At 35.1% G+C, this 26,032-nt stretch carries 31 protein-coding genes; 28 read left to right on the forward strand and 3 right to left on the reverse strand.

Annotated elements, in window-relative coordinates; genetic code table 11:
• Positions 1 to 4 precede the first annotated feature (4 nt).
• The 18 genes from G592_RS15710 to G592_RS18065 all read left to right on the forward strand — a co-directional run bounded on the left by G592_RS15710 (position 5) and on the right by G592_RS18065 (position 19,129).
• Positions 5 to 3,670: a helicase-related protein gene (locus G592_RS15710; RefSeq protein WP_051194767.1), complete on the forward strand. Its 3,666-nt coding sequence runs from the start codon at positions 5 to 7 to the stop codon at positions 3,668 to 3,670.
• Positions 3,648 to 5,963: a DUF1998 domain-containing protein gene (gene drmB, locus G592_RS15715; protein WP_051194768.1), complete on the forward strand. Its 2,316-nt coding sequence runs from the start codon at positions 3,648 to 3,650 to the stop codon at positions 5,961 to 5,963. The genes G592_RS15710 and drmB overlap by 23 nt, the downstream gene beginning before the upstream one ends.
• 3 nt (positions 5,964 to 5,966) lie before the next feature.
• Positions 5,967 to 7,721, forward strand: a complete 1,755-nt coding sequence (locus G592_RS0104750; RefSeq protein WP_028246796.1) for a nuclease-related domain-containing DEAD/DEAH box helicase — start codon at positions 5,967 to 5,969, stop codon at positions 7,719 to 7,721.
• Positions 7,722 to 7,742: 21 nt separating this feature from the next.
• The gene (locus G592_RS0104755) at positions 7,743 to 8,528 is read left to right on the forward strand and encodes an HNH endonuclease (protein WP_028246797.1); all 786 of its coding nucleotides are present in this window, start codon (positions 7,743 to 7,745) and stop codon (positions 8,526 to 8,528) included.
• A 109-nt stretch (positions 8,529 to 8,637) separates the two neighbouring features.
• On the forward strand, positions 8,638 to 9,711 hold the full coding sequence (locus tag G592_RS0104760) for a DNA (cytosine-5-)-methyltransferase (RefSeq protein WP_330365388.1): 1,074 nt from the start codon (positions 8,638 to 8,640) through the stop codon (positions 9,709 to 9,711).
• 1 nt (position 9,712) lies between these two features.
• Entirely contained in the window at positions 9,713 to 10,783 is a 1,071-nt protein-coding gene (locus tag G592_RS0104765; RefSeq protein ID WP_028246799.1) for a restriction endonuclease PLD domain-containing protein, read from the forward strand.
• Positions 10,784 to 10,824: 41 nt separating this feature from the next.
• Complete coding sequence (locus G592_RS0104770; protein WP_028246800.1) at positions 10,825 to 11,040, forward strand: helix-turn-helix domain-containing protein; 216 nt, start codon at positions 10,825 to 10,827, stop codon at positions 11,038 to 11,040.
• Positions 11,041 to 11,066: 26 nt separating this feature from the next.
• Positions 11,067 to 11,237 carry a hypothetical protein gene (locus G592_RS0104775; protein WP_155942155.1) on the forward strand — a complete coding sequence of 57 codons (171 nt, stop codon included), beginning with the start codon at positions 11,067 to 11,069 and terminating at the stop codon, positions 11,235 to 11,237.
• 23 nt (positions 11,238 to 11,260) lie between these two features.
• Positions 11,261 to 11,947 carry a hypothetical protein gene (locus tag G592_RS0104780; RefSeq protein WP_155942156.1) on the forward strand — a complete coding sequence of 229 codons (687 nt, stop codon included), beginning with the start codon at positions 11,261 to 11,263 and terminating at the stop codon, positions 11,945 to 11,947.
• Positions 11,948 to 12,459: 512 nt separating this feature from the next.
• Positions 12,460 to 13,359: a hypothetical protein gene (locus G592_RS0104790; protein ID WP_028246803.1), complete on the forward strand. Its 900-nt coding sequence runs from the start codon at positions 12,460 to 12,462 to the stop codon at positions 13,357 to 13,359.
• A gap of 21 nt (positions 13,360 to 13,380) precedes the next feature.
• The gene (locus G592_RS0104795) at positions 13,381 to 13,560 is read left to right on the forward strand and encodes a hypothetical protein (protein WP_028246804.1); all 180 of its coding nucleotides are present in this window, start codon (positions 13,381 to 13,383) and stop codon (positions 13,558 to 13,560) included.
• Positions 13,561 to 13,662: 102 nt separating this feature from the next.
• Positions 13,663 to 14,001 carry a helix-turn-helix domain-containing protein gene (locus G592_RS0104800; RefSeq protein WP_196801821.1) on the forward strand — a complete coding sequence of 113 codons (339 nt, stop codon included), beginning with the start codon at positions 13,663 to 13,665 and terminating at the stop codon, positions 13,999 to 14,001.
• 100 nt (positions 14,002 to 14,101) lie between these two features.
• Complete coding sequence (locus G592_RS0104805) at positions 14,102 to 14,623, forward strand: hypothetical protein (protein WP_028246806.1); 522 nt, start codon at positions 14,102 to 14,104, stop codon at positions 14,621 to 14,623.
• Between the two features lie 759 nt (positions 14,624 to 15,382).
• Positions 15,383 to 15,901 (forward strand): sigma-70 family RNA polymerase sigma factor, encoded by a 519-nt coding sequence (locus G592_RS0104815; RefSeq protein WP_028246807.1) that lies wholly within the window; start codon positions 15,383 to 15,385, stop codon positions 15,899 to 15,901.
• 404 nt (positions 15,902 to 16,305) lie between these two features.
• Positions 16,306 to 16,689, forward strand: coding sequence for a type II toxin-antitoxin system PemK/MazF family toxin (locus G592_RS0104820; protein ID WP_028246808.1), 384 nt, complete (start codon positions 16,306 to 16,308; stop codon positions 16,687 to 16,689).
• On the forward strand, positions 16,671 to 16,850 hold the full coding sequence (locus G592_RS0104825) for a helix-turn-helix domain-containing protein (protein WP_028246809.1): 180 nt from the start codon (positions 16,671 to 16,673) through the stop codon (positions 16,848 to 16,850). The genes G592_RS0104820 and G592_RS0104825 overlap by 19 nt, the downstream gene beginning before the upstream one ends.
• Positions 16,851 to 16,946: 96 nt before the next feature.
• Entirely contained in the window at positions 16,947 to 18,197 is a 1,251-nt protein-coding gene (locus tag G592_RS0104830) for a tyrosine-type recombinase/integrase (protein WP_028246810.1), read from the forward strand.
• A gap of 560 nt (positions 18,198 to 18,757) precedes the next feature.
• Positions 18,758 to 19,129 (forward strand): DUF6434 domain-containing protein, encoded by a 372-nt coding sequence (locus G592_RS18065; protein ID WP_334290640.1) that lies wholly within the window; start codon positions 18,758 to 18,760, stop codon positions 19,127 to 19,129.
• A gap of 9 nt (positions 19,130 to 19,138) precedes the next feature.
• Here G592_RS18065 and G592_RS0104840 read toward each other — a convergent pair whose 3' ends face one another.
• Together G592_RS0104840 and G592_RS0104845 are read right to left on the reverse strand one after the other, a co-directional pair.
• The gene (locus G592_RS0104840) at positions 19,139 to 19,345 is read right to left on the reverse strand and encodes a hypothetical protein (protein ID WP_028246811.1); all 207 of its coding nucleotides are present in this window, start codon (positions 19,343 to 19,345) and stop codon (positions 19,139 to 19,141) included.
• Positions 19,346 to 19,356: 11 nt separating this feature from the next.
• Positions 19,357 to 19,551 (reverse strand): hypothetical protein, encoded by a 195-nt coding sequence (locus tag G592_RS0104845; RefSeq protein WP_028246812.1) that lies wholly within the window; start codon positions 19,549 to 19,551, stop codon positions 19,357 to 19,359.
• Between the two features lie 179 nt (positions 19,552 to 19,730).
• Here G592_RS0104845 and G592_RS0104850 point away from each other — a divergent pair, with 179 nt between their 5' ends.
• Together G592_RS0104850 and G592_RS0104855 are read left to right on the forward strand one after the other, a co-directional pair.
• Entirely contained in the window at positions 19,731 to 20,228 is a 498-nt protein-coding gene (locus G592_RS0104850; RefSeq protein ID WP_242830143.1) for an NUDIX domain-containing protein, read from the forward strand.
• Between the two features lie 127 nt (positions 20,229 to 20,355).
• Positions 20,356 to 20,739 (forward strand): VOC family protein, encoded by a 384-nt coding sequence (locus G592_RS0104855; RefSeq protein WP_028246814.1) that lies wholly within the window; start codon positions 20,356 to 20,358, stop codon positions 20,737 to 20,739.
• 15 nt (positions 20,740 to 20,754) lie between these two features.
• Here the strand turns inward: G592_RS0104855 and G592_RS0104860 are convergent, their stop codons facing one another.
• Positions 20,755 to 21,096, reverse strand: a complete 342-nt coding sequence (locus G592_RS0104860; protein ID WP_028246815.1) for a winged helix-turn-helix transcriptional regulator — start codon at positions 21,094 to 21,096, stop codon at positions 20,755 to 20,757.
• 115 nt (positions 21,097 to 21,211) lie between these two features.
• On the opposite strand from G592_RS0104860, the gene G592_RS0104865 reads away from it, so the two are divergent.
• The 8 genes from G592_RS0104865 to G592_RS0104900 all read left to right on the forward strand — a co-directional run bounded on the left by G592_RS0104865 (position 21,212) and on the right by G592_RS0104900 (position 25,961).
• Positions 21,212 to 21,421, forward strand: coding sequence for an ATP-binding protein (locus G592_RS0104865; protein WP_028246816.1), 210 nt, complete (start codon positions 21,212 to 21,214; stop codon positions 21,419 to 21,421).
• Positions 21,414 to 22,010, forward strand: a complete 597-nt coding sequence (locus tag G592_RS0104870; protein WP_036951766.1) for a 4Fe-4S binding protein — start codon at positions 21,414 to 21,416, stop codon at positions 22,008 to 22,010. The genes G592_RS0104865 and G592_RS0104870 overlap by 8 nt, the downstream gene beginning before the upstream one ends.
• Before the next feature lie 15 nt (positions 22,011 to 22,025).
• Positions 22,026 to 22,394, forward strand: coding sequence for a C-GCAxxG-C-C family protein (locus G592_RS0104875; RefSeq protein ID WP_028246818.1), 369 nt, complete (start codon positions 22,026 to 22,028; stop codon positions 22,392 to 22,394).
• Between the two features lie 160 nt (positions 22,395 to 22,554).
• Positions 22,555 to 23,181, forward strand: coding sequence for a TetR/AcrR family transcriptional regulator (locus G592_RS0104880; protein WP_028246819.1), 627 nt, complete (start codon positions 22,555 to 22,557; stop codon positions 23,179 to 23,181).
• 14 nt (positions 23,182 to 23,195) lie between these two features.
• Positions 23,196 to 24,059 carry an ABC transporter ATP-binding protein gene (locus tag G592_RS0104885; protein ID WP_036951768.1) on the forward strand — a complete coding sequence of 288 codons (864 nt, stop codon included), beginning with the start codon at positions 23,196 to 23,198 and terminating at the stop codon, positions 24,057 to 24,059.
• A gap of 11 nt (positions 24,060 to 24,070) precedes the next feature.
• Positions 24,071 to 24,751: a hypothetical protein gene (locus tag G592_RS0104890; RefSeq protein ID WP_028246821.1), complete on the forward strand. Its 681-nt coding sequence runs from the start codon at positions 24,071 to 24,073 to the stop codon at positions 24,749 to 24,751.
• Positions 24,752 to 24,755: 4 nt separating this feature from the next.
• Positions 24,756 to 25,469, forward strand: a complete 714-nt coding sequence (locus tag G592_RS0104895; RefSeq protein WP_028246822.1) for a hypothetical protein — start codon at positions 24,756 to 24,758, stop codon at positions 25,467 to 25,469.
• A gap of 21 nt (positions 25,470 to 25,490) precedes the next feature.
• Positions 25,491 to 25,961, forward strand: a complete 471-nt coding sequence (locus G592_RS0104900; protein ID WP_028246823.1) for a GNAT family N-acetyltransferase — start codon at positions 25,491 to 25,493, stop codon at positions 25,959 to 25,961.
• The last annotated feature ends 71 nt before the right edge of the window (positions 25,962 to 26,032 follow it).

Here is a 26,032-nt window from a genome sequence, read left to right on the forward strand (position 1 = left end):
AAGTATGGCTTTATACAACGAGCAGATAAATGCAAGAAGTGAACTTATTAATCAGATGAGAATGGAATTGTTAGGCCCTGGTTCAGAACCAATGACAGTGGATATAGATAGAGAAACAATATCGACGACTCCAGAAAAAAGATATTACGTAGGTGTATTGTATCCTCAGGGAAATAAATTTAAATTGCAAGATGATGATTTACAAGGTGAAAAGGATACAGGAAAAGAAACATTATTTGATGAAGGAATTAACGAGGATGTAGAAAAGGAAAATCAACTGGAAGAGAGCAAACGCGAAGATAAAAATTATGTTAATGACATGCAAGATGATTCAATGGATGAGAATGTCAATATGTCAACTAAGCTATTACCATCTTCAATGGGGTTAACATTTATAGCTAACAAAAAGTTAGAAAAAATAGTTGTTAACGCACAATTTGCACTTTATAAGAAAAGCGAAGTAGATAATTGTTGTTTGAAAATCCCCGCAGATGTTGAGAATTTTAGTATTCCAAGCCAATTTTTACAGTATTTTGGGTTTGATGAAGAGTCTCGTATTCTGCGATTAAAATGTAATTTCCCCGCAAAAAATATTAGGGATATTTATGAGAGAGACAATGTAGACAATGGTTCATTTCAATTCTATGCATATACATTACTAAAGATGCTAAATTCTGGATATGTCAGAGAACCTCTTTCTGGGAAAGTGGAAGTAGATTTTTCTAATAGCAATTATTTTGAACCACGAGAAATAATAGAAGGGAAAATAGCTAAAATTTGTGCATTAAGATACCATCTATTAGGTGATTATTATTCATATACCATAATGATGATTAATTCTAGACATGGAAAGGCAAGAGGAATTAATACAATTTTTCAACCACAACTGTCAATTTCGTCTGATGATAATAATCAATTAGTTTTCTGTGATATTGATGAGGTGAATAGAATTAGATATAGCGATGATGAATCAAAAATAAATGCATTGCTATATAGAAATAAAAAGAATTATGGTACTGGTCTAGGTGCTGCTGTTAATTGGAACATTGATAATAACGGTATTGGAGTACTGATGACTGATTTCTTCCCTGAAGTTAGTGTTCCACAAATGGATTATAGAGTTGATGCTAAATATGGTCTTGAAGACAAGGTTTTTAGCATGAAGTATCTTTCAGATTTGAATGAGACAGAAAAGAATGAAAAGATATTCGATTTACAGTTATTGTGTGATTCTTATTCAAAATGGATAGATGAGGTTAAAAATCAGTTTTCGAGCATAAGTAATGACCTATTGGAGACAGCTCAGAGCAATATTAATAATTGTATTTTTTGTATGGAAAGAATACAAAAGGGTATTAACGTTCTTAAGTCAAATCCTAACGCATGGATTGCTTTCCAATTGGCTAATCGAGCTATGTTTATGCAGAGAGCTCACATTAGCATTCAGAGAGACTTTGAAAAGAAATTTGTAGATGTATTTCCAGAAAATGACGAGGTTTATGATACGCTTCAAAATATAGATTACTACAATATTGAAGATAATTCCTTTTGGAGACCGTTTCAGCTTGCATTTTTGTTGATGAGTATACCTAGTATGACAGATGCAGGTAAAAATAAAGAGAGAGACTTAGTAGATTTAATATGGTTTCCAACAGGTGGTGGTAAAACAGAAGCATATTTAGGACTGACCGCGTTTTCTATTTTTTATAGAAGACTAGCTTATGATAGTGAAGAAGCTGGTGGAACCACAGTAATAATGCGCTATACTTTGAGACTATTGGCATCACAGCAGTTTACAAGAGCTGCAACATTGATATGCGCTTGTGAAGTGATTCGAAAAGATGGTGAATCTCGAAAAGGAAAATATCCTAAATATGATTTAGGTGATGAAGAAATATCGATTGGGTTGTGGATAGGAGGACAGCATACTCCTAATAAAGTAAAGGGAAATAGTAATGATAGTACAGCGCAGTTTTGTTATAACAAATTGTCCGAGGCCAATGCCCAAAATTTAACAAATTATAAAGAACGATATAATAAATTTCAAGTATTGAAATGCCCATGGTGTGGAACAAAGCTGGTCAAGGAAGTTGTAAATAATAAAACAAAAGGGGAATTTGGTTATCATGTGCCTAATGGAAAAAGCTTTTATTTTGCATGTCCACAAGAAGGTTGTGCATTTGAAGAGAGATTACCATTACAGGTAGTAGATGAAGAGTTGTACAAAAACCCACCTACATTACTATTTGCAACAGTTGATAAGTTTGCAATGCTACCGTGGTATAAAGAAACCGGCGCTTTTTTTGGTGTTGATTCAGAACATAGAACACCAGAATTAATTATTCAAGATGAATTACATTTAATATCAGGTCCTCTTGGAAGTATGGTGGGACTGTACGAATCTGCTGTTGATTATTTATGCTCATCAAAAGGATTTAGACCTAAAATAATAGCATCTACAGCTACAATATGTAGAGCTAAAGAGCAATGCTCTGAACTATATAATAGAAAAGTTTTTCAGTTTCCTCCACAAGGTATAGACCAAGGAGACTCGTTCTTCGCTCGTGAGGCAAAAGATTCCTTTGGCAGAGTGTATATAGGTATTTTGCCTTCAGGAAAGACTAAAGCTATGACTGAAAGTAAAATAATTGCAACTCTTTTGCAGAAAGAACAGGAATACAGAGCCTCTGATGATATCAAGGATTGTTATTGGACTGTTACAAATTACTTTAATAGTTTGAAGGAATTGGGAAAATGTTCTTCTATTATCCAAAATGATGTTAGGGATAATATTAGGCGTTTAGCACACAGATCAAATTATAAATACGGTATAAGAAATATTTTAAAGCCAGATGAGTTGACAAGTAGAGTTTCTACTACTGAATTGAACAGAACATTAGACAAGTTGGAAAAAATACGATATTCATCTGACCCAGATAAGAAAACCTATCCATCTAATATTCTACTAGCTACAAATATGATTTCTGTAGGAATTGATGTAGATAGATTAAATGTAATGACTATTCTTGGACAACCTAAATTGACCAGTGAGTATATACAAGCTTCAAGTAGAGTTGGAAGAAAGTATCCAGGTGTAGTATTTGTGCAGTATGATAGTGCTCGTAGTAGGGATCGTTCTCATTATGAACAGTTTAAGGCTTATCATGAGTCATTTTATAAATATGTAGAGCCTACGGGGTTAACACCATTTTCTGAACCTGCATGTCAGAGGGCATTACATGCTGTAGTCTTGTCAATTTTAAGACATGGTTTTAATTATGAAATGGATGAAGAGATATCAACATTTAATCCTGAAGAAATGAGGGATATTTTAGATTCAATTTCTAATTATATTATTAGTAGAATTGATGAAATTAATAATAGAAGAGAACATCCATCTGTTGGTGATACCGAAAGAATCACATCTGAAATAAACACTATTTATGATAGGTTAGCTACAATAGTAAGTCGCTCTCATAATAATGTAGTTTATGGAAATATTATGGGTGAAAAGCCAGCTGATGGCTCGAGGATATTAAAACCATTTGGCAAGGATAAAGATGAAGAATTAACATTTGACACTATGACGTCAATGAGAAATGTAGATCAAGGTGTAAATGCTACACTTCTTATTATGGAGGCTGAGGATGAAAAGAAAACCTTTGACTAATACAATAAAATATTCAACAAGAGTTACTCAATCTATTTTGCAGTATGGAGTCGGGGCAATGGTGGACTTCCCAGATCAAACACTGATGACAGCAGCTCCAGAGCATTGGGCGGGGAGTATAGAACATATAAGAGACCCTCGATTAGAAAATGCGTTAGGCGTAGACTATTTCGGTATGCCTAAGGAGGACAAAATTCATGGTGGAATTGGATATGTTAGATTTCCTGAGTGGTATTTTTGTCCGATTTGTAGAAGATTAAAACCGATTAATGAATGGGTAGAAGAATATAGAAAATATGGGGCTACCTCGAATGTTACAAAAGACCCTGATATGACGACTAAGCTTTGTTGTTATAAATGTAGCAAAACAAAGCCAAGTCTTGTTGCGTCTAATATTATTACTATATGCAAAAATGGTCATATTGGAGATTTTCCATGGGCTGATTGGGCGCATGCTAAAAGTATTCCGCCTAGAGAAAAATGTTGCGATAATCCACCTTTAGAGTTGAGAACTGGAGCTTCTCTCGCAGAGGGGTTACAGGGAATTATAGTTAAATGTACAAAATGTGGAGCTAGTGCAACACTTAAAGACGCGTTTTATCCGGACGTCTTTAAAGAGTTAGTTGAGAAAGGCTGGTCGGGTTTTGCTTGTCAAGGTAGACATCCATGGAAGCCTTCAAAAAATAGTAATTGTACTGAATTACCTGTAACAAAGCAAAGAGGAGATACCTCTGTTTATTATTCGAATACTGTAAGTTCCATTGTAATACCACTTTTTTCAGATCGAATTATGAATTCTATTTCTGAATCAAATAGTTTTAAAAAATATAAAGGATTTTTGGAAGAATTTGATGAAGATGAAAAAAAAGATTTCTTTGATAAAAAAATAGAAAAATGGAATGAGACAATTGCTACAGAAATCGGTCAAAAACCTGATGATATAAAGAGAATAGTATCAAAATTATTAGTTGGGAACGTGGATGGACAAGAAGAAACTAGAAAGATCGACAGTATAGAATATCGTTACGAAGAGTTTAGAGCTTTATCTGGCTTAGATGGGGAAATTGAAGGTTCTGATGATTTCTTACGAGAAGAAATGGATTCCGCTGAATATAATATTCCTGGCATTAAAAAAATAGTTTTAATAAAAAAACTAAGAGAGGTATGCGCATTAATTGGTTTTTCGCGTTGCACTCCCGTAAATAATGATGAAAATGAAGAGGGATTTGTTTCTATCAAGCGCAAGGACACAAATTGGTATCCGGGATATCAAGTAAGAGGCGAAGGTATATTTATTGAGTTTAATATGGATGAGCTAGATAAATGGGCATCTTCGCAATTTGTTCAACATAGAAATAAGTTAATGCTTAATAATTATAAATCTTCGGATATGGCTCAGCGAATGGGGTTAGATCCTATTCCTCAAAAAGTTCTTATACATACACTGGCACATTTATTGATTAAGCAGTTGAGTTATGAGTGTGGATATAATGTTGCTTCACTAAAGGAAAGAATTTATTACAACAATTCTGGGGATGAGAAAATGGCTGCAATATTATTATATACTGCAAGTGGAGATTCAGAAGGAACTTTGGGTGGACTTGTACGTCAAGGTAAACCAGATTCGTTACCAAGAATATTCTTTCAAGCTGTAGAAAAAGCTCAAATGTGTTCGAGTGATCCGATATGCATTACTTCTGAAGGACAAGGGCGGGAGGCCTTAAATCTTGCGGCTTGTCATGCATGTTCATTGCTTCCTGAGACTAGTTGCGAGCTTTTTAATATTATGTTGGATAGAGGTCTTGTAGTAGGAACATTTGAAAATCCATTTGGTGGATTTTATAGTTCTTTAATTAGAGATATGAATGAGTTAAAGAGTTATGAAGGTGATAGTAAAGAATCTATTGCTATCGATAATAAGCATTCAGAAGATAAGAATAACTCTAAGGTTACTATTGAGGATGAAGGTGCTTCAATCGGTGGAAATATCTCAGAATTGTTAGATTATATACAAGATGATATTACTGGCAGTAGGGATGAAATCTTTTGGGATTCTTTAAGAAAAAAATATGCTGGAGCTAAAATAGAATGTCCTATCTATATGGGAGCTATAGTTGTTGATAAGGACAGTGTTAACGTGGATTTGATATGGCCCAATAGTAAAGTAATGTTTTTCTATGAAGAAAACTATGAAGATTATAATTTTATAAAAGATAAAACGGACTGGACAATTATATGTAACTACAATTCTACGAATAATGTTGATGAATTTGTTCAGCTTATAGGAGATTAAAAAATGGCAATAATGATTCCAGATCAAGCTCTTAACGTGCCAAAATATAGCAGAGAAGACGAGATGTTTTATGCACTGAAAGAGAAACTATCAAAAGAATATTATGTTTTTTATTCTTTCCATAAAGTAACTGTAGAAAACAAAAAGATAGAAGAGAGTGAAACTGATTTCGTTGTCTTTCATCCACAAAAAGGAATCCTATGTATAGAAGCAAAAAATGGTAGAATAACTTGCGAGAATAGATACTGGAGATATTCTAGTGGTAAGCCTATTTGGAATGGTTTAGGACCATTTGAACAAGCCGATAAAGAAAAATGGGAGCTTCATGGTTTATTTAAGGACAAAGGTCAGATGGCTATTTTGAATAATTGTAAATTTTTGCATGCAGTTTGGTTGCCGTCGTATTCTGAGAAAGATATCAACAATAAAGTTATTAATTATCCATCTGAAGTTGATGCTAGATTGACTATTCCTTCGGAAGCACTAGTAGACCCTACAAAATATATTGAGAGAATATACTCTTATGATGTTCAAAAGGATGGAATTGTAACGAATTTAAATCAGACTCAGATTGAGTATATTATGTATGATGTACTGGCACCCAAATTTAATGTTGTTCCTACGATGAAAAGTGATATTGATTTAAATAATGCTACATTTGACAGATTGTTAGATGAGCAGAAAAACATTCTCAATTATTTAGAGGAACAAAAAGATGCTGTCATTAATGGTGTCGCTGGAAGTGGAAAAACATGGATAGCAGTAGAAAAAGCAAGAAGATGTTCCGATGAAAATAATAAAACACTTTTTATATGTTTTAATCGTTATTTAGTAGATTTTTTAAGAAAAAATAAAAAAATACAAAATGTTGATTACTATACTATCGACGGCTATGTTTATGAGTTGAATCAACAAGCAGAAGCTAGTGATTCTCTACCATCTATAAAAGAGTACAATAATGCAGTTAAATTAGTCTCGGATGCATATTTAGAGGGAAGATATCCGTATAAGAATATAATCATCGATGAGGGACAAGATTTTGGATTTGAACGAATTTATAAATCTAAAATAATAGAAACCTTGAAAACAATTATTCGTTCTGATGAGGTGGATGGTTGTTTTTATGTGTTCTATGATAAATTGCAGTTCGTACAGGGAAAAAAACTACCAGAATATATAATTGATGCTGATTGTAGAATGACACTGTATAAAAATTGTAGAAATACTGAAAATATAGCAAAGACATCATTGCGACCTTTTTCAGATATTAGAAAACCAAAACTAGGAGATATGGTTATTCAGGGTGATTCTACTGAGATGTATTATGCTGATGGTTGTGAGGAATCGTATGATATTATTCAGAATTGTATCGAATCTTGCGAAAGAGAAAACATAAACGATATTGTCATATTAACGTGTGCACCTAAAGTAGAAGATTCAATAATGTTCAAATTTGTCAAAGGCGATAAGCTATTAATTTCGAATAAGAAGTATACCTTTACCACATGTAAAAAGTATAAAGGCTTAGAAGCTGATGCGGTTATTTTGATTGATATTACATTTAGTATGATGAATTCAGACGATGTAAATCTATTTTATGTTGGATGTTCAAGAGCTAAAAATCGACTTTTTATGCTTTCACCAATGTCAGATGAACAATTAAAGGAGATATATCGAGTATTTAAAAAGAAAAAAGCATCTAATAATGCTAAGAAATCATTTGCAACTTTCTTAAATGCAAAATATATTCAATTGTAAGTTTTTTTATGGAGACCAGCTATGAATGAACAGGGACGAAATAATTGGAGTAGAGAGGAGACCATTTTAGCATTTGATTTATATTGTAGAACTCCTTTTTCTAAAATAGGAAAGAATAATGAATCAATCAAAGCTCTTGCTGCACTTATTGGGAGAACACCAAGTGCTGTTGGGTTGAAAATGGCAAATTTAGCACACTGGGATCCAGAGATTATTGCTGAAAATAAAAAGGGGATGGCGAACGGAAGTAAGCTTGATAAAAAAATTGTCGAAGAATTTTGGAATAATTGGGAAGAATTATCATATGAAGCACAAATAATTAAAGCTACATACTATAAGAAAAATGTTTATGAGATACTTCCAGATGATATTCAAGTAAACGAAATTCCAGAGGGAAAAGACCGAATTAAAGAGGTTAAAACACGAATAGGTCAAAACTTTTTTAGAAATGCAGTTTTAGAGGCATATAATAATAAATGCTGTATAACAGGGCTGTCATATCCTAAAATGCTTATAGCAAGCCATATAAAACCATGGAGAGATAGTGACCCAAAAAAAGAGAGAGCAAATCCAAGCAATGGGTTATGTTTAAATCCTTTTCATGACAAAGCTTTTGATATAGGTTTAATTACAATTGATAAAAACTATAATGTTATTATTTCTTCGAAAATTTATAATGCTGAAATGTCGGATGAAACAAGAAATTGGTTTTTTTATTACGATAGGAAAAAAATATTATTACCAGATAAGTTTTTACCCAATAAGGAATATATAGAATATCATAATGATGTGATTTTTTTAAAATAACTATCCTTGAGACATGTGTAATTATGATATTATATAATAGAATAAATAAAAAAGTGCGGCGGCACTTATCCGCTGTGAGCGTGGGACCACGTAGAAACCGAGGTGAATAATGAAAGAATTGAAAAAAATGGAATTTAAGCTTGGCGAGCTTTATTGTGGGCCAGGCGGGTTAGCTTGTGGTGCGTTGAGATCTACAAGCGATGATGGTTTATTAAGTATTTCGCATGCATGGGCTAATGATTATGATTATGATACATGTGCGACATACACTAAAAATATTTGTCCAGATAATCCGGATAGCGTATATTGCGGTGATGTAAGAGACTTAAATATTGATGAATTAGGTGACATTGATGCTTTCGCATATGGCTTTCCTTGTAACTCTTTTTCAAATGTTGGGGAGCATCAGGGCCTAGCAAATGAAAAGTTTGGACAGTTATATTGGTATGGAATAGAAGTTTTAAATAAATATAAGCCAAAATGGTTTATGGCGGAAAATGTATCAGGTATTAGGTCTGCTGGAAGTAATGATTTTAATATCATATTAGATGATATGAAGGCTGCCGGTTACAAACTTACTACACATCTTTATAAAGCAGAAGATTATGGCGTACCTCAAACACGACATAGGGTTATTATTGTAGGTATAAGAGATGATTTGGATGTTGAGTTTAAAGTTCCTAGCCCAGAACCATATAAAGATTGTGATATTTCAGCTAAAACCGCATTGAGTGGTATAACTGCGGATATGCCAAATACAGAAAAAAGAAATTTGTCTGATACTGTAGTTGCAAGGTTATCTTACATTAAACCTGGACAAAATGTATGGCAAGCCGAGGCTTCAGGAGATTTGCCTGACGAATTAAGAATTAGGACCAGAACAAAGATTTCACAAATATATAGAAAGTTAGATCCTGATAAGCCTAGTTATACTATAACAGCAGCTGGTGGTGGTGGAACGTATGGATACCATTGGACTGATAGGGAACTTACGAATAGAGAACGAGCAAGAATACAGACATTTCCAGATGATTATGAGTTTGTTGGTAAATATTCGTCAGTGAGAAAGCAAATAGGTATGGCTGTTCCATGTAAATTAAGTGAGGTTGTTACAACAGCTATATTAAATTCCTTTGCAGGAATCGAGTATGAGAGTATAGAGCCTAATTTAATGGAGAGTTAAAATGATTCTATTAAATACACGAGATGTGCAACTTATAACAAAGGATTTTGATGAACCTATATTGTATGAACCAGCTCTTATTGAAAATGGTTGCAATGATTTAAAGATAATCTCAGGTTTTACAGATTGTGATAGAATATCAACCCATATGATTGGTCTTGCTGATCGGATGGAGACTAATCAGTATATGAAAAATATTTCTGTTGATCTTATTGTAGGGATGACAAAAACGGGGATGACTTTAAAAAAACATAATGATATATGTAGGCTTGTTAAATATTTACAGGGTACTAGAAAAATGCCTAAGATAAATTGCTATTATATATCAAATGGTCCAGAGGTTCATTCAAAGGTTTATTTATGGTCTAAAAAAACAGATGAAACATCATGGGGACTGTATCCTTGGATTGCATATAGTGGTTCTTTAAACTATACAAATAATGCATTTTATAAAAGGAGAGAGGTGGTTAGTCCATGTGATCCATTAAGTGCGTTTATGTATTATCAAGATGTTTTTGAAGATACGATAAATTGTTTGGATCCGCAAGCTGTTGAAAGAGTGAAGAATGTTTCAAACAAAAAAGCTGATGAATATGTTATTGAAGATGTTGAGGATAAAGATTATTCATATTACGATAAGTTAGAGCCAGTTGAAACGATAAGAGTATCTTTACTAAAAGCAAATGGTGAGGGAACTGGCTATGGAAGTGGCATTAATTGGGGGATTCGTAAGAATGGATATAAAAGAAATCAGAATCAAGCATATATTCCCTATAATGTAGATGATAGAGTGCCGGGATTTTTCCCTGATAGAATTAATCCGGATGATAAAAATTGTCCTATTTTTAAAGTGATAACAAAGGATTTTGGTTCTTTCCATATGAGAATGGCTCAGCAGGGAAATAAAGCATTACATTCAGCTGAGAGTAATGCCATTCTTGGTGAGTGGATACGAAAAAGAATAAATTGTCCATCTGGAGGTTATATTACAAAGGAGATGTTGGATATTTATGGAAAAACCTATGTGACCTTTAGAAAATATGATGATGGTACATATTTATTAGATTTTTAATAACTATGATGTATGGGGGAATGTTGATTGGAGATTAATGTATGTCAGATACTAATACGATTAATGTAAAGATTGGGGCAAATATCGCTCGACTAAGAAAGTCAATTGGTATTTCTCAAGAAGATTTTGCATTCGATATTGGTTATTCAAAAAATCATATTTCTCATATTGAACGAGGAAATAAAAACATTACACGTAAGGTTATAGATGCTGTTGTTGAATATTTTGGTATAGACGAAGAAGAGTTATACAAATAATTAAAATCATGAAGTTATATTTAAAAGTGACACCTGATAAATATGAATTACCAGTTGCAGTGGCAGATAATCGGAAGATTTTAGCTGAAATGGTTGGAACTACGCCAGAATATGTTTCTAGCCAGATTTCAAAAAAAAGCAAGGGCTGGTGTGTTGTTAATATTACTGATGATGAAAACGCTATTGATACAGATTAAATTTATTTATAAATTGAGGGTAAATGATGCGTTGTCCTATAGATTATGTATTAACACAACAAGAATTAGAACTTTGTATTAATTTTGCAAGAGATAGTGCGCCAACCCAGCAGGATTATGAATTTGGTGAAAGGTCTACTGGCGCAAGAACTGCATTTGAAATATCAAGAGATAATTTAATAGGTAAGATAGCAGAGGTAGCTTTTAAAAACATAATTGAGGCTAACTATCCTTCTATTCCAGAAATAAATCTTGATTTTGAAGTATATGAAAGAGGAAAATACGATGAACAAGATGCGTCTATAAATGGTTACAATATAGATGTCAAAGGAACTAGAGAGGGTGGTCGATGGTTTTTGATTGAATGGAACAAGTTGCGTTTCAGATCTAGAGAAAACAAACTGCCACAATATTTTGCCGCATTTTCAGTTGGTTGGGATAGATTGAGAGATTATCCTTCAGGTAAAGCAACTTTCCAAGGATTGATACCAATTGCATGGTTAAGTTTTCCTCATGCAATAAAAGAAGCTCGTATTGAAATATTACGGAAGGATTCTTTTATTCCTAATACTGGAACACGTTTACAAACTGATAATTATGGAATTAGGTTTTGCCATCTAATTAGAAGTGACAAGGGAATTAATGCGTGTATAAATAATATGGTTAATGGCAAGGAAAAAGAAGTATTAGATTTTATATTGCCTGAGTAGAAGATGCTAGAGTTCTAGCATCTTTTTATATATCATGGTGTCGGAGATATAAAAAAATACACATTTGTATATTAGTATTATCAGGATAGCATATATATAATGACAATCATGGAGGCGAAAATCATGTTTTTATATAATAAACATAGGAATTTTACAATAACTATTGTTTGTGGGTGGTGTGGAAAAGAGATATCAGTAGTGACAACTCGTCCTAAAAAATGCCCATTTTGTGGCATGACATTATAATTCATTAAATGAGAGGAAAATGAACTATGTATAAAAAGCTTAAAATCGGAAAATCTAATGGGGTAGTCACAACTCTTTGTGTATGGTGTGGCAATCAGATTCCTTGGGTCAGTCGAAAGCCATCTAAATGTCCATTTTGTGGTGAGCAAGTTTAAGGAGATTCTTTATGTTTGGAATTAATTGGAATCTAAATGGTAATGTGGAGATTATCGACGATCTTATTACGTTAGATTTACTCACCGAAGATGACGAAGAGGATAATGAGGATGAAAGTATATAGAGTATCAATAGTATTATTAACTGGGTACTTGCTCATTGGTTGTGGGCAGACTAAAGAAGCTTCAAATAGTGATGAAGCTGTGGTTACTCAAACATCGGATAATCTTGATATTGCTGAAGTAAAAGATGATGTTATTGATTATTCCATGGAAGCTATTAATTTAGATGATGCATATCTTCAGTATAAGGATATTTTGGTAAAATTTATGGAATCTGGAGTCTTACATATGGCTGATCGGGATATAGAAACTCCAGAAGCGGAAATGAATACTGTACTAAAATATTCAAGTTTTGCAGTGGCAGACATTGATAATGACGATATTGATGAACTAATTGTATATTATGATGATGCTTGCATGGCTGGCATGATAGCTGTCATTTATGATTATATAGATGGTAAGGCTAGGTACAAATTTATGGAATTCCCGAATCTTAGTATTTATGAGAATGGTACAATAGAGGCGGGATGGTCACATAATCAAGGATATGCGGGAGACTTCTGGCCATATAATTTATATTACTATAATCCTGATACCAATGAATATGATGCAGTTGGCTCTGTTGATGCATACGACAAGGGGGTATATGAATGTAATAAAGAAGTACTTGATGCTAATGGAAGTCCCTTCCCTGCAGGAACTGATAAAGATGGAAATGGGTTTGTTTATTACATTTATGAGAATGGATTAGAAGATTATCAAAAGATTGAGCCGGTAGATGATGAAGAATATCAAAAATGGTTGAAACAATATACGGATGATACTAATAAGATATCGCTTGATTTCTATAGAATTACGAATGAAACGGTTGAGAGAATTGGTGATAAAGAATACTTTGAAAATATAAAGAATTCGAAATCAGATTTTTATGTGGCACCATATTATTAAAATGAGCTGGGAGAGTTATGCATGAATAAAAAAGACCAAATGACAGTAGAAAACTTTGTAAGCACCGGTATGGAGCTGGAGACTCTTTATACTTGTTTTCCAGATTTTTCTAAGGATGAGATTGCCGCAATTTATAATAATTACAATGAAAATATACTCAATAATAATGAGGGACAGACAATAAGCATTAATTGTACTTAAGATATTTGAACAACCTCATGGTATGAGGCATATTTCCTCATGAGAGTTACTCCTACTCCTAAAATAAAATTGATAAAATTTTATCAGGAGCGGGTAATGCTTATGAGAGAGAAAAAAACAATAATTCATGAAGTCGGATTACGGCTTGAGACTATACAAAATAATCTTGGTTACACACAAGAGCAAATGGCTGAAATGATGGATGTTTCTAAGGAACAATATAGGAAATATCTTAAAGGTATTTCTGAGATACCATCACATAAGTTAACGATATTATTAGAACAACAAGACTTTGATGTAAAGTATTTATTAACTGGTAAAAGTGCAGAGGAGGAGAAGACCTTCAGTGAGCATTTATCTACTATGTCAAAAGAAGGAAGGACACAATATATAAGAGACATCATTGATTACATGGAACAAAGAGTTATTAAATTATTTTAATATGAATGGTAATACTAAGATCAAGGTTTCGGCCTTGGTCTTTTTATTATATTAGGGGAACTAGCAATTTTTTAGTTATGACGGAGGAATGTTTGAAAAAATGAAAAGAATTTCGAAAGATGAAGAGGGTATTAATATCATCTGCGAAGGAATGGGATTTGATCCCAAGGTGGCTTATGAGCTTACCAAAATGATGTTAGAACAGTATAGCCGTAGTGTTGTCGCTGGCAAAATTCTTTCTAGTATGACTAAGGCATCTGATCAGGAAAAGAATAAAAGGCAGATGCGTAAGGACTTTTTGGAAATTATGAAGTTACCAATAGAAGAGTCAAAAGAAATGCAACGAAAGTTGCTTTGGCAAGTATCAGAATATGAATGGTTGGAAGCACCAAAGAATTATGTGTTAGAGGGAATGCAAGATTATGGTAATTCTGGCCCTATATATGTATCTATTATAAATAACAGATATATGACTAAGGACAAAAAGACAATGGTTGTGCTTGCTAATGAATTAGGATTTTCAGTTGCAAGTCTTGAAAATAAGAAAAGAGAAGCTATAAAGCTTTTTGGGATTATGATGTATCGATATGCTGCCAAGCTTGAAGAGGAAGATACAGAATAGTGTGGTATATGCCTACGGTTTTATAAACCGTGGGCATTCTTTTATTAGTTCGGTATGTAGATTTTCTAAATCTTTTAGATGTTGCTTACATGATTGTTATAGCATTGCTAGGGAATTGTTAGTACTCGTTTACATGATTGTTAGATTACAGTTAGACAATGTTTGTAGTATTGTTATGGGTCACTACAATTTGATTATGATAATATACTTTATGCGCAAGGGTGTTAAATGCTATAGCAGAAGGGGAGCTTAGATAAAATTTGGAAAGGAGAAAATGGTTATGATGTATCTACACGAAAAAATCTATTGCCCCTGCTGCGGTAAGGTTATTATTAGACGGCTAAAGGGTGTTATGGAAAACAATTGTCCATATTGCAAAAAAGGGCTGAAGGTTATAGTCAACGAAAAGGGAATGACTATTTTTAGTGAATTATCTTAAGATATATATTTAATTACATAGAATGAGCTAACTGTGGTAGCGAAGAATTAGTCTTGGAGCGTCAGGTTCGCAGGCAGCTAGTAAGAGTTTGTGGCACGGCTATGAATATCATTGAGTATTGAAAGGCGGGGCAAAACAGAAGGAAGTATCTATTAGATAGATATTCTGTTTTGCTTCGTCTTTTTTTGTTGCTCTTTTTTAGCTTCCTTCTGGAGCTCTGAGAGTAATAGATATTGAATCAGTGGGAATGCTATATAGCTAAATATCCATGATTTCCGAGATTTGGAACTTACTAATTTTTCAAATTTCGGAGGTTAAAAATGAATATAAATAATGAAAACAAAGAGTACGAACTTATAAATCTTAAATTTGAATATCCAGGAATAAAAGGTGGAGTTACCTGGGCTGTCATATCAGATCTTTCTATGGAGGAGCTGATGGAGAAATATGGGGATGAGTTATTGAAGTATTCGCCAGTAATTCTACTTTCAGTAGAACAGGGAGAAGCCTTTAAGGACTTTCATAGAAACGAGCATAAACATGATATGCGTGAAGCGAGAACTAAGCTTCCTATTAATTATAATGAAGAACTTCATGAATTTTTAGGTTTAATCACATCATCTAATGTTACAGAGGATGATGCAATTAATAAATATGATTTGGAATTATTAAGGGAATCAATAGATTCACTAACTGCAGTTCAGCAGAGGAGAATCAAATTGTATTTCTTTGAAGGTCTAACATTTAGAGAAATTGCAGCTAGAGAAGGTGTTAGTACGAAAAATGTTTATAAATCCGTTCAGGAAGCCATGAAAAAAATAAAAAAGTTTTGGGAATAGGGGTAACAAAACAGTTACCTCAGTGCAAGTAAGTGAAAGGCATTTTTGTCAGACATTTGAAAACTGAATATACATTCATCAGGTACGTTCCTGCGTAGTGGAGCCCCAACAGGTACGCCATGTGCGATATAGCCTCACTGGAAAATTGGTAACACCAAACTGGCCATGATACATGCAGGTATAATGATACTTCCGCTTAGCCACAATTATCGTAATGGGAGCGGCCCGGCGAGAACCGCGGGGAGGATAGAACCTATGGAGCTGTGTTGCAGCCGCCTGATAGAATCCCGGATAGTATCGGGGTGCGTGGCAAATAGATACTTACATTTAATGATTTTTATGGGGCGTCTTCTTTATATCTATGTGAAGGCGCTCTTTTTACATAAGAAGAAAGGAGGAGTTCTATGCTTGTAGTTCATCGTGGAGATATTTATTTAGCAGAATTAGGTGAAGGAGTAGGTTCTGAGCAAAGAGGCGAAAGACCAGTGCTTATTGTTCAAAATAATAAAGGTAATATCTTTTCGCCTACAGTTACAGTGCTTCCTATCACTACAAAGATTCATAAGAGTGAGGGAATGCCAACACATATACTTATTGATGATTTGAATGTGTTACCAGAAAAATCTGCAATCATGGCAGAGCAGATTACAACAATAGATAAGTCAAAGCTTATAAGAAAGCTTGGTATCCTTGACAAACGATTCATGAACAAGGTGGTAAATCCAAAGCTTTTGATTCAATTAGGTTTTTATGTGGAGGATAAGAATAAATGGAAAAGGCATTATTAACAGTAGAAGAATTTTGCTCATACCTTGGAATTGGGGAAACCAAAGCAAGGGAGTTGATAAGGCAACCAAGAAATGGTTTTAGCTTAAAAATTGGTAATAAGTGGTTTGTAAATAAAGCTAGATTAGATCAGTGGTTAGCTGATGAATGCGATAAGTATTAAATTGATATCCTAGACGTATATGTATTAAAGGATTTTAATTAAGACATAACAAGCGCTAGTTATTAAATTAAGATCAAATGAAGGCAGGTAGAATAAATGGGAAAAAGTCTAAACGGAAGAGAACTTGGAAAAGGTATTACTCAGCGTAAGGATGGTAGATATGTTGCAAGATTTATTGATCGGTATGGAAATAGAAAAAATGTATATGCTTCAAGTGTTAATGATATCCGCTTGAAGTTAAAAGCAGCCCAGTACGATGAGGAAACAAAAGAAGTTAAAGAATCAACAATTACATTAACACAATGGTATAATACTTGGCTTGATGTATATAAGAAAAACGCAATTAGGGTGGGAACAAGAACACATTATATGATGATTTATACAAAGCATATCGAGCCATTTCTTGGAGATATGTTGCTGACAGATATAAAGCCAACTAGTGTAAGAAAATTGTTAAATAATTTGGAAGATAACGGGTTGGGATATTCAACACAGAGTAGGGTTAAAATTATGTTGGTGGATATGTTTGATAAAGCAATAATGGATGGCTTACTTGTTAGAAATCCTGCAAAAAATATAAAACTTAAAAAGAACGACTTTAATCGTAGAGTATTATCAAAGGAGGAGCAGATAACATTTTTTGAATGTTCAAAGGGTACATATTTCGATAATCTATTTGTCGTAGCTGTTACTACAGGTATGAGAATAGGTGAGATTTGTGCTTTAACTTGGGAAGATATTAATCTAACCACTAAGAAGATTACAGTAAATAAAACTCTCACTTATCAGAAATATGAAGGTGAAGAATCGAAAACATTTCACATTGGACCACCTAAGACTAAAACAAGCAATAGAGAGATCCCTATCAGTCCTAAATGTGAAATTGCTTTGAAAAAACAATTCGTCCTCAGAAATAACATAATGTCTCGTCACGGAGCAAAACCTATAGATGGGTTAGATAATCTTTTATTTGTATCCAGATACGGAAGACCTCTTTGTGATCAAACTATAATAGATGCTATTGATAGGATTGTAAATGAAATTAATAGTTGTAGGGACGAGGCAGAGTTGTTTGACAGAATATCTCCACATTGCTTTAGACATACATTTGCTACAAGATGTTTTGAAGCTGGAATACCACCAAAGACTGTTCAGGTACTTTTAGGACATGCGACTTTGGATATGACTATGAATTTGTATACGCATGTAATGGATGATAAAAAGGATGAAGCAGTAATTGCATTAAATGATTATTACTTTGATATGGAACAGCAGAGTTCGGCATTTATGGAAGATGATTTTAAGAATGCCATAGTAGATAGCAAAAAGGTTATTTCATTTGTTTGATTAGTTTTTCGATTAGTGATGAAATGGTCCTTTTGGGCAATCAAAAGTTGTACTATAAAAATGGTGTCAAAATGGTGTCAGAACAAAATGAGAAGGCTGAAAACGTTGAATTATCAAGGCTTATAAAATTTCTTGGTGTTCTTATTACGTATATCAGAATACACCTTATGAGTGGAATAAGATTAGTGATAAGCTACCGGATGATTTTTAATGGATTGATATGGAACTGTCGCAGATATTGCGACAGTTCTTTTTTGTATCGAATGCGCGGGAGGTAAGGGCAAAATCTTGCTGAAAAATGTGCCTGTGTGGCATAACTAAGGGCTTGTTTTAAAATTTTACGGGTATAGTTTGAGAAAATGTAAATATACCCGTAATATTTGGCCTTTTATGCTTTGTTTAGTTTCAGATATGTTGAGTATCTAACCAAAATATAATAAGTGTGTATTAATATAGGGGAGATAATACACACTCATAGCATTTTAACAATATTTTTACGGGTAAATGAATGGATATTACATTAGTACCCGTAAAGTAAATTCAACAGAAGTTACTATTACTTGAAGGAAGAACTGGTAGAGTTTTGCAAAAACAATGGACTTCCTGCTTCTGGGGGAAAGGTAGAACTTACTGAGAGAATAGCGTACTTCCTAGATACTGGAAAGGTAAAGGAAGTATCCAAAACTAAGAGAGCTATCGTTGAAGTTGGCACTCTCTCTGAAGATACAATCATAGAAAACAATATAGTCTGTTCAGAGAAACATAGAGCTTTTTTCAAAGAAAAGACTGGTAAATCATTTTCATTTAATGTGCAGTTTCAGAAATGGTTAACTTCGAAGATAATCAGGGCAGAAGTTTGGATGATGCTATTAAATGTTGGAAATACAAAAAGAGCATGCAAGGGCATAATAAGTATGAAAAGTCGGACTTAGCAGCTCTCACTAATGCAAATACCTGGCATTATACTCACGGTTAATTTCGGCAATTTCCTTTTTGCCATCGATATAATCCTGGTACATATCCCAAGGGGAGCCGCCACCGAGCCAGCAGGAAGAGCAGTTCTCACAGCCGCCGCCACAGTCCAGAGAGCTGCGGATGATTTGCTCGCGTTCTTCTTTTGTGGTGTCCTTAATAAGAATTGATTTCATAGGGGTACCTCCTATCGATAATCCATAGAAACATCCATATATTCGCGCTTGCCACTGATATAATCATCAAAAGCAAGCTCTGGATCTTTGCCATGAAACACCTGGCATAATCCACAGTTATCACAGTCTGCAATACATTTATAGATTGAATTAATGTATTTGCGTCTTTCTATTTCTGTAGAGTCACTGATATTTGGTGCGCTCATATTTCTCATCCATCCTAAGTAAATTAATCAAACATATTCTAACATTACTATATACCAAGACGGTTAGGTGCGGTACTACTTTAAATTTATATCAACATATAAAATAGATTTAGAGGGAAATCCTCAGTAAAAAGTATATAATACAAAGAAAAGAATATTAACGAAGAGTTGGTTACATTATGATTAAACACATCCAATTAATAAACGATGACTACCTGGGACATGTAGATATCCTGCGTCATGCAAGCAGAGGCGTGCTTGTAATGGATGACAGGATTCTAATAGGTTACGCGGAAAATGGTGGGATTATCATGATTCCAGGCGGGGGCGTCGAGGGAGACGAGACATACGCAGAATGCTGCGTTCGTGAAATGCTTGAAGAGACAGGCATGAAAGTAAATGCGGTCAACGAGTATTTAGAAATAGAAGAGTTCTTTGATGTATGGAGACATATCAATCACTATTTTATTTGTGAGTTGGTGGAAGATACGGGGGTTACTCATTTTACTGAGGCTGAGATAGAAGCGGGATACAAGCCAGTTTGGCTGCCTATTAAAGATGCACTGGCAATATTTGCAGAATATGAAAAATATCGTAAAACCGATATACCAGTGTATGGACTGTACAAACGTGAATTAATAGCACTGCAGGAGGCACTGAGTCTCCTGCAGAAATAACAGTGTTTATATCAAAATATGAGAAATCCCAATTCAAGTATTAAGAAGTCATAGATTTTGGTTATTGCTACTATATTCAAGGAGATAAAATCATTCTAGAATAGAAAGGTATATTAGGAATTAAGTTATGGAATTATCTAGCATACATCACATTGCTATTATTGTGTCCGATTACGAGCGTGCTAAAGACTTTTATGTAAATAAGCTTGGATTTGGGATAATAAGAGAAAATTACAGACCACAAAAAGAGGACTGGAAGCTTGATCTTAGGGTTAATGAGAACACAGAGCTGGAAATCTTTGCACCAAAGAATCCACCTAAGAGACCATCATTTCCTGAGGCATGTGGTTTGAGACATTTAGCTTTTCATGTGAAAAACATAGAAGCTGAAGTGGAAGAGCTTAAAAGTAAAGGAATTGAATGTGAACCCATCAGAACAGATGAGTTCACTCATAAGAAAATGACCTTTTTCTTTGACCCAGATGGGTTACCACTAGAATTACATGAATAGCAAGCGGGGGTTGGACTACAGATTGTCCTCGCCCCAGCGCTTCAATTCTAACAGAATAGGAATAAGTGATTTTGCTTTGCCAGTAAGTGAGTATTCAACCCTTACTGGCATTTCGTCGTATTGGACTCTTGAAACTAAGCCGTCACTTTCAAGTTCTTTTAAAGACTGAGCCAGCATAGTGTTAGTGATCCCAAAAACAGAGCGGCGCAAATCTCCATATCTAACAACCTCATTGTTATCGATGACACAGAGAATCATAATTTTCCATTTTCCACCAACGATATTTAATACTTTCTTTAATCCGCAGCCCTTTCCAGCGATATCTTCGCAGAGAGGCTCTTTTTTTTCTTTACTCATAGTCAGATTTTCCTTACTAGGTTAATAAAATTTGCGTAGTTGATATATTTTTCTTACCACATATAATAAACATAGCGATTGAGAAAATCAAGTAAGATCAAGGATAGGAGATATTATGGTAAAGAAAAAGGCAAATCCAGATCGAAGTATTTGCGTGGCCTGTGGTGTTTGCGTTTTGCAGTGTCCAAGGAACGCGCTTAGCATTCACAAAGGTTGTTATGCAGTGGTAGATAATGAAAAATGTGTTGGCTGTGGGCTTTGTGCCAAGGCATGTCCTGCTAATGCAATTAATATCGTGGAAAAGCAGGAGGTGGCAAATGGCTAATACAAAAATAAAGGCTAAAAAACACTGGTATCAGTATCTTTGGATTTGGTCTATAGTGTATTTTGCACTTGGATTCTTTAACATATTATTTGCCTGGCTTGGAATGATAGATTTCATTTTGCCACTGATATTTGCAATAGTAGGCGGCAATAAATGGTTCTGTAATAATATGTGTGGTCGTGGCCAGCTGTTTTGGGTGCTTGGCAGAAATATGAAATGTTCAAGAGGAAAACCAGCACCAAAGTGGCTTTCATCTAAATGGTTTAGATATGGATTCCTGGCATTCTTTTTAACTATGTTTGGCACAATGGTATTTCAGACATACCTGGTATTCTCTGGAGCCGGAACATTAAGAAAAGCCATCAAGCTGTTTTGGACTTTTAAGGTGCCATGGCAGTGGGCATATTCTGGAAGCGTATTTCCAGACTGGGTGGCTCAGTTTGGATTTGGATTTTACAGCTTAATGCTCACATCCACATTGATTGGATTGATAGTTATGGTATTATACAAGGAAAGAACCTGGTGCACATTCTGCCCAATGGGTACAATGACTCAGGGAATATGTCAGCTAAAGGCAAATGAAAAATAAGGAGTTTAATTTAAGATGGAAAGAAAAGAATTAGCAGTAGAACTTAAGCACAACGGATATAATTGTTGTCAGGCAGTACTTTGTTCATTTAAGGATGAGCTTAATTGCAGCGAAGAAGATTTAAAGAAAATGGGTGCAGCATTCGGCGTTGGAATGGGTTGCATGGAGGCTACCTGTGGTGCACTTTGCGGAGCTCAGATGGTTCTCGGAATGAAGAAGTACGAGGGCGCTCCTATTCTCAGAGACGCAGCAGCAGTTGCAAAGGCATTTGAAAGCAAATGTGGAGCTACAATCTGTAAGGAATTAAAGGGTGTCGAAACAGGTGTGGTAAAATGCGAATGTGATGATTGCGTAAGAAATGCGGTTGAAGTATTAGCTTTCTAAGAATTCCATAAATAAAGATTTATATAAGACCTAAGTACATTTTGTGCTTAGGTCTTTTTTGACTGTAATTTTAAAATTAGTCAAAAAAGTATTGACTTCAGTTCGAACCAGAGTTATTATGACTAAAAATAAAGATTTAGTCAAAAAGAGGATACCGATTATGCCAAAAGTATATTCAGATGAAGAAAGAGAACAGATAATCAAAAGACTAAAACAAACCGCCAACGAAATGATGTTGAAAAAGGGCGTGAAGAAGGCCACTGTGGATGAGATTGTAAAAAGTGCAGGAATCCCAAAGGGTACCTTCTACCTATTCTATCCATGTAAGGAAGTGTTGTTTTTTGATGCGGCTCAGGATTTCCATGAGCAGGTGGACGAGTACATTACCACAGGATTCATGAAGATAATCCAGGAGCACAATATCGACCCGGAGCAGGAGGGAGCCTTCCTGGAAGTCATCGATGAAATTGCAGATGTAATCCTTGGGGCAATGGAGATAACTAATAATTCCTGCTTAAAGGTACTGCTTCAGCCAGAAGAGATGAATCAGGTCCTATCAAAGCTTCCTGAGGATTTGCTACAAAATCACAGAGATCAGGATACACAGATGGGAGCCGGCATCATTGCAAAAGTAGCAGCAAAAAAAGGACTTAATGTGGAGGCAGTGGTCGGTTCATTTTCCATGATTCTTTTTGGCTCAATGTATAAGCATGTTATCGGTGAGGAGAACCTTCGAGAAAGCATGAGGATGCTGATAAAAGGTCTTGTTTGGCAGATTTTAGAATAAGGAGATTTGGGGTTATGACAGACAAAAAAGTTATAGATGTAAAAAATGTATTTTTCAGTTACAGCAAGACACCATTCCTTAAGGACATTACTTTTTCTGTAAATGAAGGGGAAATTTTCGGATTCCTTGGTCCATCGGGGGCAGGAAAGAGCACGCTGCAAAAGGTCCTTACCGGTATCTGTACTGATTATCAGGGAAGTGCCAGTATCCTTGGAATCGAAAGCAAGAATCATGATAAGGACTTCTATGAGAAGATTGGTGTGGATTTCGAATTCCCAAGTCTTTTTGAAAAGCTGTCAGCCAGAGAAAATTTGGAATATTTCGCATCCCTTTATAGTGGTGAGACAAGAGATATTGATGAACTATTAAAAGAAGTGGGGCTTTATGAACACGCTGACAAGAAGGTATCTGCATTTTCCAAAGGCATGAAATCAAGGCTCAATTTTGTAAAATCTCTTATCCATAATCCTGATGTTTTGTTTTTAGATGAGCCTACAAATGGACTTGATCCTAATAATGCAAAAATCATGAAGGATTTGATACTTAAGGAAAAGGAGAAGGGCAAGACGATTATTCTTACCACTCACGACATGCATGATGCCACAGAGCTTTGCGATAGAGTGGTATTTATAGTAGATGGGCAGATGAAGGCTCTTGATACTCCACACAATTTCATCATGAGCCGCGGCGCAGCCAGAGTAACTTACACATACATGGAAAATGGAAAAGAGCGCACGGTGAGCACCATACTTTCAGAACTGAGTGGAGATGAGATATTGAAGAATCTCATCGACGAAAATCGTATCACATCCATTCACAGCGCAGAGCCTACATTAAACGACATTTTCATTGAAATCACAGGAACACACCTGGATTAGAGGTAGCTATCATGAGACAAACAAACGTAATTAAGGGCGACATTGTTTTCCAGTGGAAATATGGATTTTACCTGTTGTATCTGCTGGTTATCCTGGTATACATGATTATCTTTTCATTCTTCACTGGAGATACCAAGAACCTGATTGTGTCATGCTGTGTATATTCCGACCCGGCATCCATGGGCATGTTCTTCATGGGCGCCCTAATTCTACTGGAAAAGAGTCAGCACATAACCAATTCGATTATTGTATCTCCTGTAACACCAAGGGAATATATAGCAGGGAAGGTCCTTTCATTTGCACTGATTTCATTGATAGTGGGAGCTATACTGATTCTATTTGGCCACACGGATAATTATTTCCTGTGCATGCTTGGAATTCTTACCGGCTCAGTTCTTTTCAGCCTGTGCGGTGTAATTGTGGGAACTATGGTAAATACTCTTAACCAATATATTTTAGGCACAGTTCCTTTTGAGCTTGTAGGATTCGCTCCAGTCATTGCATATAGAGTGGGATTAATGTGGGACAATCCGCTGATGCTGATTCATCCGGGATGTGCAGCAATGAGATTAATCGAAGGCAAGGCGGATATGCTTGTTATGTCGCTGATTAGTTTGGCTGTGTGGATTTGCATTTTATACGTGATAGCAAACAAATGCGTTGTCAGGATGTACAAAAGGGTAGGAGAGTGAGAAAATGAACGCAACATGTAAGATGTTTAAATACATGACAAAAGAAATTACCAGAGACTACATGATGATTATGCTTGTGGTCACACCTTTTCTCGTGGGAGCGCTGTTTAGATTTGGAGTGCCTCTATTGGAATCAAAGGTGCTTGCCGGTTTTGGGTACGGAGATGCAATAAAACCATACTACGAGCTTTTCAGCTGGCTTCTTGCCATGTTGACTGGAATGATGTTTGCTTTTGTGGGCGGGCTGGTGGTACTTGGAGAAATCGATGAGGGAATAGCCAGATATATATTGATAACTCCGCCCGGAGAAAGAGGCTATCTCTTTTCAAGAATAGTAATGCCAGCTTTGATATCAGGCGTTATGTCAGCCTTTCTTGTGGTTTTATTTGCTCTTACGCCACTGAGCATTACTAAGCTTCTTGTGATGGTTGTTTCAACGACTTTATGCGGGATAATTACAGCCTTCATTGTGGTAGCTATATCTTCAAATAAAGTGGAGGGAATGGCTGTAGGAAAGATTTCTGGTTTATTTGGAATCACATTTTTTGCGCCAATTATACTGAAGGGAATGGTGAGATACCTGTTTTTCATTTTCCCAATGTATCATGTGGGTGTTTGGTCAAATGGTGGTTCAGTAATAAGCCTTGCAATTTCAGCAGTCCTTTTTGTTATCTGGGTTATGGCACTGTATAAGCTCTTCCGTAGAAAATTCAATTAGACAAATATAGGGGGGAACGATATGGAAATAAAATATAAAAAACTTTCAGAATCAGAACTTGAAACATTCATTGATATGAGAATAAATCAGCTGACAGAGGAATATACTTCAGAAGACAGGGAAGTGCCAAAGGGTGTAGATTTAAAATCAGCTCTTTTCGATTATTATCATAGGCATATGGCCGATGGTACATTTGTGTCATGGCTTGCCATGGACGGGGATAAGATTATTGGAACAAGCGGCATGTCTTTTGTGGAAAAGCCACCTTATTTCACATGCACATCAGGAAAGCTGGGCCTTCTTTCAAGCATGTACACTAACCCTGATTATAGACGCATGGGAATAGCCAAGGAGCTTCTTGATCGTGTGGTAAATGAGGCTAGAAACTATGGCTGTGGGGCAGTCCATATCACTGCGTCGGACATGGGAGTGAAGCTGTACACTGCATATGGCTTCAAACATAACGGTAATTTTATGATGTATAACTTGTAAAAATTATGATGCCAGCTAACAAATAAATAATGAAATAAAAAGTAAAGAAATGTCACAATGATATTGAATCA

It is taken from the genome of Pseudobutyrivibrio ruminis CF1b (assembly GCF_000424005.1).
Classification (GTDB): Bacteria; Bacillota; Clostridia; order Lachnospirales; family Lachnospiraceae; genus Pseudobutyrivibrio; species Pseudobutyrivibrio ruminis_C.

Bases quoted from the DNA above. Each gene is read 5' to 3' on its own strand.
- G592_RS0104850 (WP_242830143.1), top strand. From the start codon at position 19,731: ATGATTAAACACATCCAATTAATAAACGATGACTACCTGGGACATGTA.
- G592_RS0104845 (WP_028246812.1), bottom strand. From the start codon at position 19,551: ATGAGCGCACCAAATATCAGTGACTCTACAGAAATAGAAAGACGCAAA.
- G592_RS0104755 (WP_028246797.1), top strand. From the start codon at position 7,743: ATGAATGAACAGGGACGAAATAATTGGAGTAGAGAGGAGACCATTTTA.
- G592_RS0104780 (WP_155942156.1), top strand. From the start codon at position 11,261: ATGATGCGTTGTCCTATAGATTATGTATTAACACAACAAGAATTAGAA.
- G592_RS0104885 (WP_036951768.1), top strand. From the start codon at position 23,196: ATGACAGACAAAAAAGTTATAGATGTAAAAAATGTATTTTTCAGTTAC.
- G592_RS0104750 (WP_028246796.1), top strand. From the start codon at position 5,967: ATGGCAATAATGATTCCAGATCAAGCTCTTAACGTGCCAAAATATAGC.
- G592_RS0104875 (WP_028246818.1), top strand. From the start codon at position 22,026: ATGGAAAGAAAAGAATTAGCAGTAGAACTTAAGCACAACGGATATAAT.
- G592_RS15710 (WP_051194767.1), top strand. From the start codon at position 5: ATGGCTTTATACAACGAGCAGATAAATGCAAGAAGTGAACTTATTAAT.
- G592_RS0104815 (WP_028246807.1), top strand. From the start codon at position 15,383: ATGAATATAAATAATGAAAACAAAGAGTACGAACTTATAAATCTTAAA.
- G592_RS0104790 (WP_028246803.1), top strand. From the start codon at position 12,460: ATGAAAGTATATAGAGTATCAATAGTATTATTAACTGGGTACTTGCTC.
- G592_RS0104840 (WP_028246811.1), bottom strand. From the start codon at position 19,345: ATGAAATCAATTCTTATTAAGGACACCACAAAAGAAGAACGCGAGCAA.
- G592_RS0104800 (WP_196801821.1), top strand. From the start codon at position 13,663: ATGAGAGAGAAAAAAACAATAATTCATGAAGTCGGATTACGGCTTGAG.
- G592_RS0104830 (WP_028246810.1), top strand. From the start codon at position 16,947: ATGGGAAAAAGTCTAAACGGAAGAGAACTTGGAAAAGGTATTACTCAG.
- G592_RS0104870 (WP_036951766.1), top strand. From the start codon at position 21,414: ATGGCTAATACAAAAATAAAGGCTAAAAAACACTGGTATCAGTATCTT.
- G592_RS0104820 (WP_028246808.1), top strand. From the start codon at position 16,306: ATGCTTGTAGTTCATCGTGGAGATATTTATTTAGCAGAATTAGGTGAA.
- G592_RS0104805 (WP_028246806.1), top strand. From the start codon at position 14,102: ATGAAAAGAATTTCGAAAGATGAAGAGGGTATTAATATCATCTGCGAA.
- G592_RS0104795 (WP_028246804.1), top strand. From the start codon at position 13,381: ATGAATAAAAAAGACCAAATGACAGTAGAAAACTTTGTAAGCACCGGT.
- G592_RS0104895 (WP_028246822.1), top strand. From the start codon at position 24,756: ATGAACGCAACATGTAAGATGTTTAAATACATGACAAAAGAAATTACC.
- G592_RS0104765 (WP_028246799.1), top strand. From the start codon at position 9,713: ATGATTCTATTAAATACACGAGATGTGCAACTTATAACAAAGGATTTT.
- G592_RS0104825 (WP_028246809.1), top strand. From the start codon at position 16,671: ATGGAAAAGGCATTATTAACAGTAGAAGAATTTTGCTCATACCTTGGA.
- G592_RS0104760 (WP_330365388.1), top strand. From the start codon at position 8,638: ATGAAAGAATTGAAAAAAATGGAATTTAAGCTTGGCGAGCTTTATTGT.
- G592_RS0104865 (WP_028246816.1), top strand. From the start codon at position 21,212: ATGGTAAAGAAAAAGGCAAATCCAGATCGAAGTATTTGCGTGGCCTGT.
- G592_RS0104860 (WP_028246815.1), bottom strand. From the start codon at position 21,096: ATGAGTAAAGAAAAAAAAGAGCCTCTCTGCGAAGATATCGCTGGAAAG.
- G592_RS0104900 (WP_028246823.1), top strand. From the start codon at position 25,491: ATGGAAATAAAATATAAAAAACTTTCAGAATCAGAACTTGAAACATTC.
- G592_RS0104770 (WP_028246800.1), top strand. From the start codon at position 10,825: ATGTCAGATACTAATACGATTAATGTAAAGATTGGGGCAAATATCGCT.
- drmB (WP_051194768.1), top strand. From the start codon at position 3,648: ATGAAAAGAAAACCTTTGACTAATACAATAAAATATTCAACAAGAGTT.
- G592_RS0104890 (WP_028246821.1), top strand. From the start codon at position 24,071: ATGAGACAAACAAACGTAATTAAGGGCGACATTGTTTTCCAGTGGAAA.
- G592_RS0104855 (WP_028246814.1), top strand. From the start codon at position 20,356: ATGGAATTATCTAGCATACATCACATTGCTATTATTGTGTCCGATTAC.
- G592_RS0104880 (WP_028246819.1), top strand. From the start codon at position 22,555: ATGCCAAAAGTATATTCAGATGAAGAAAGAGAACAGATAATCAAAAGA.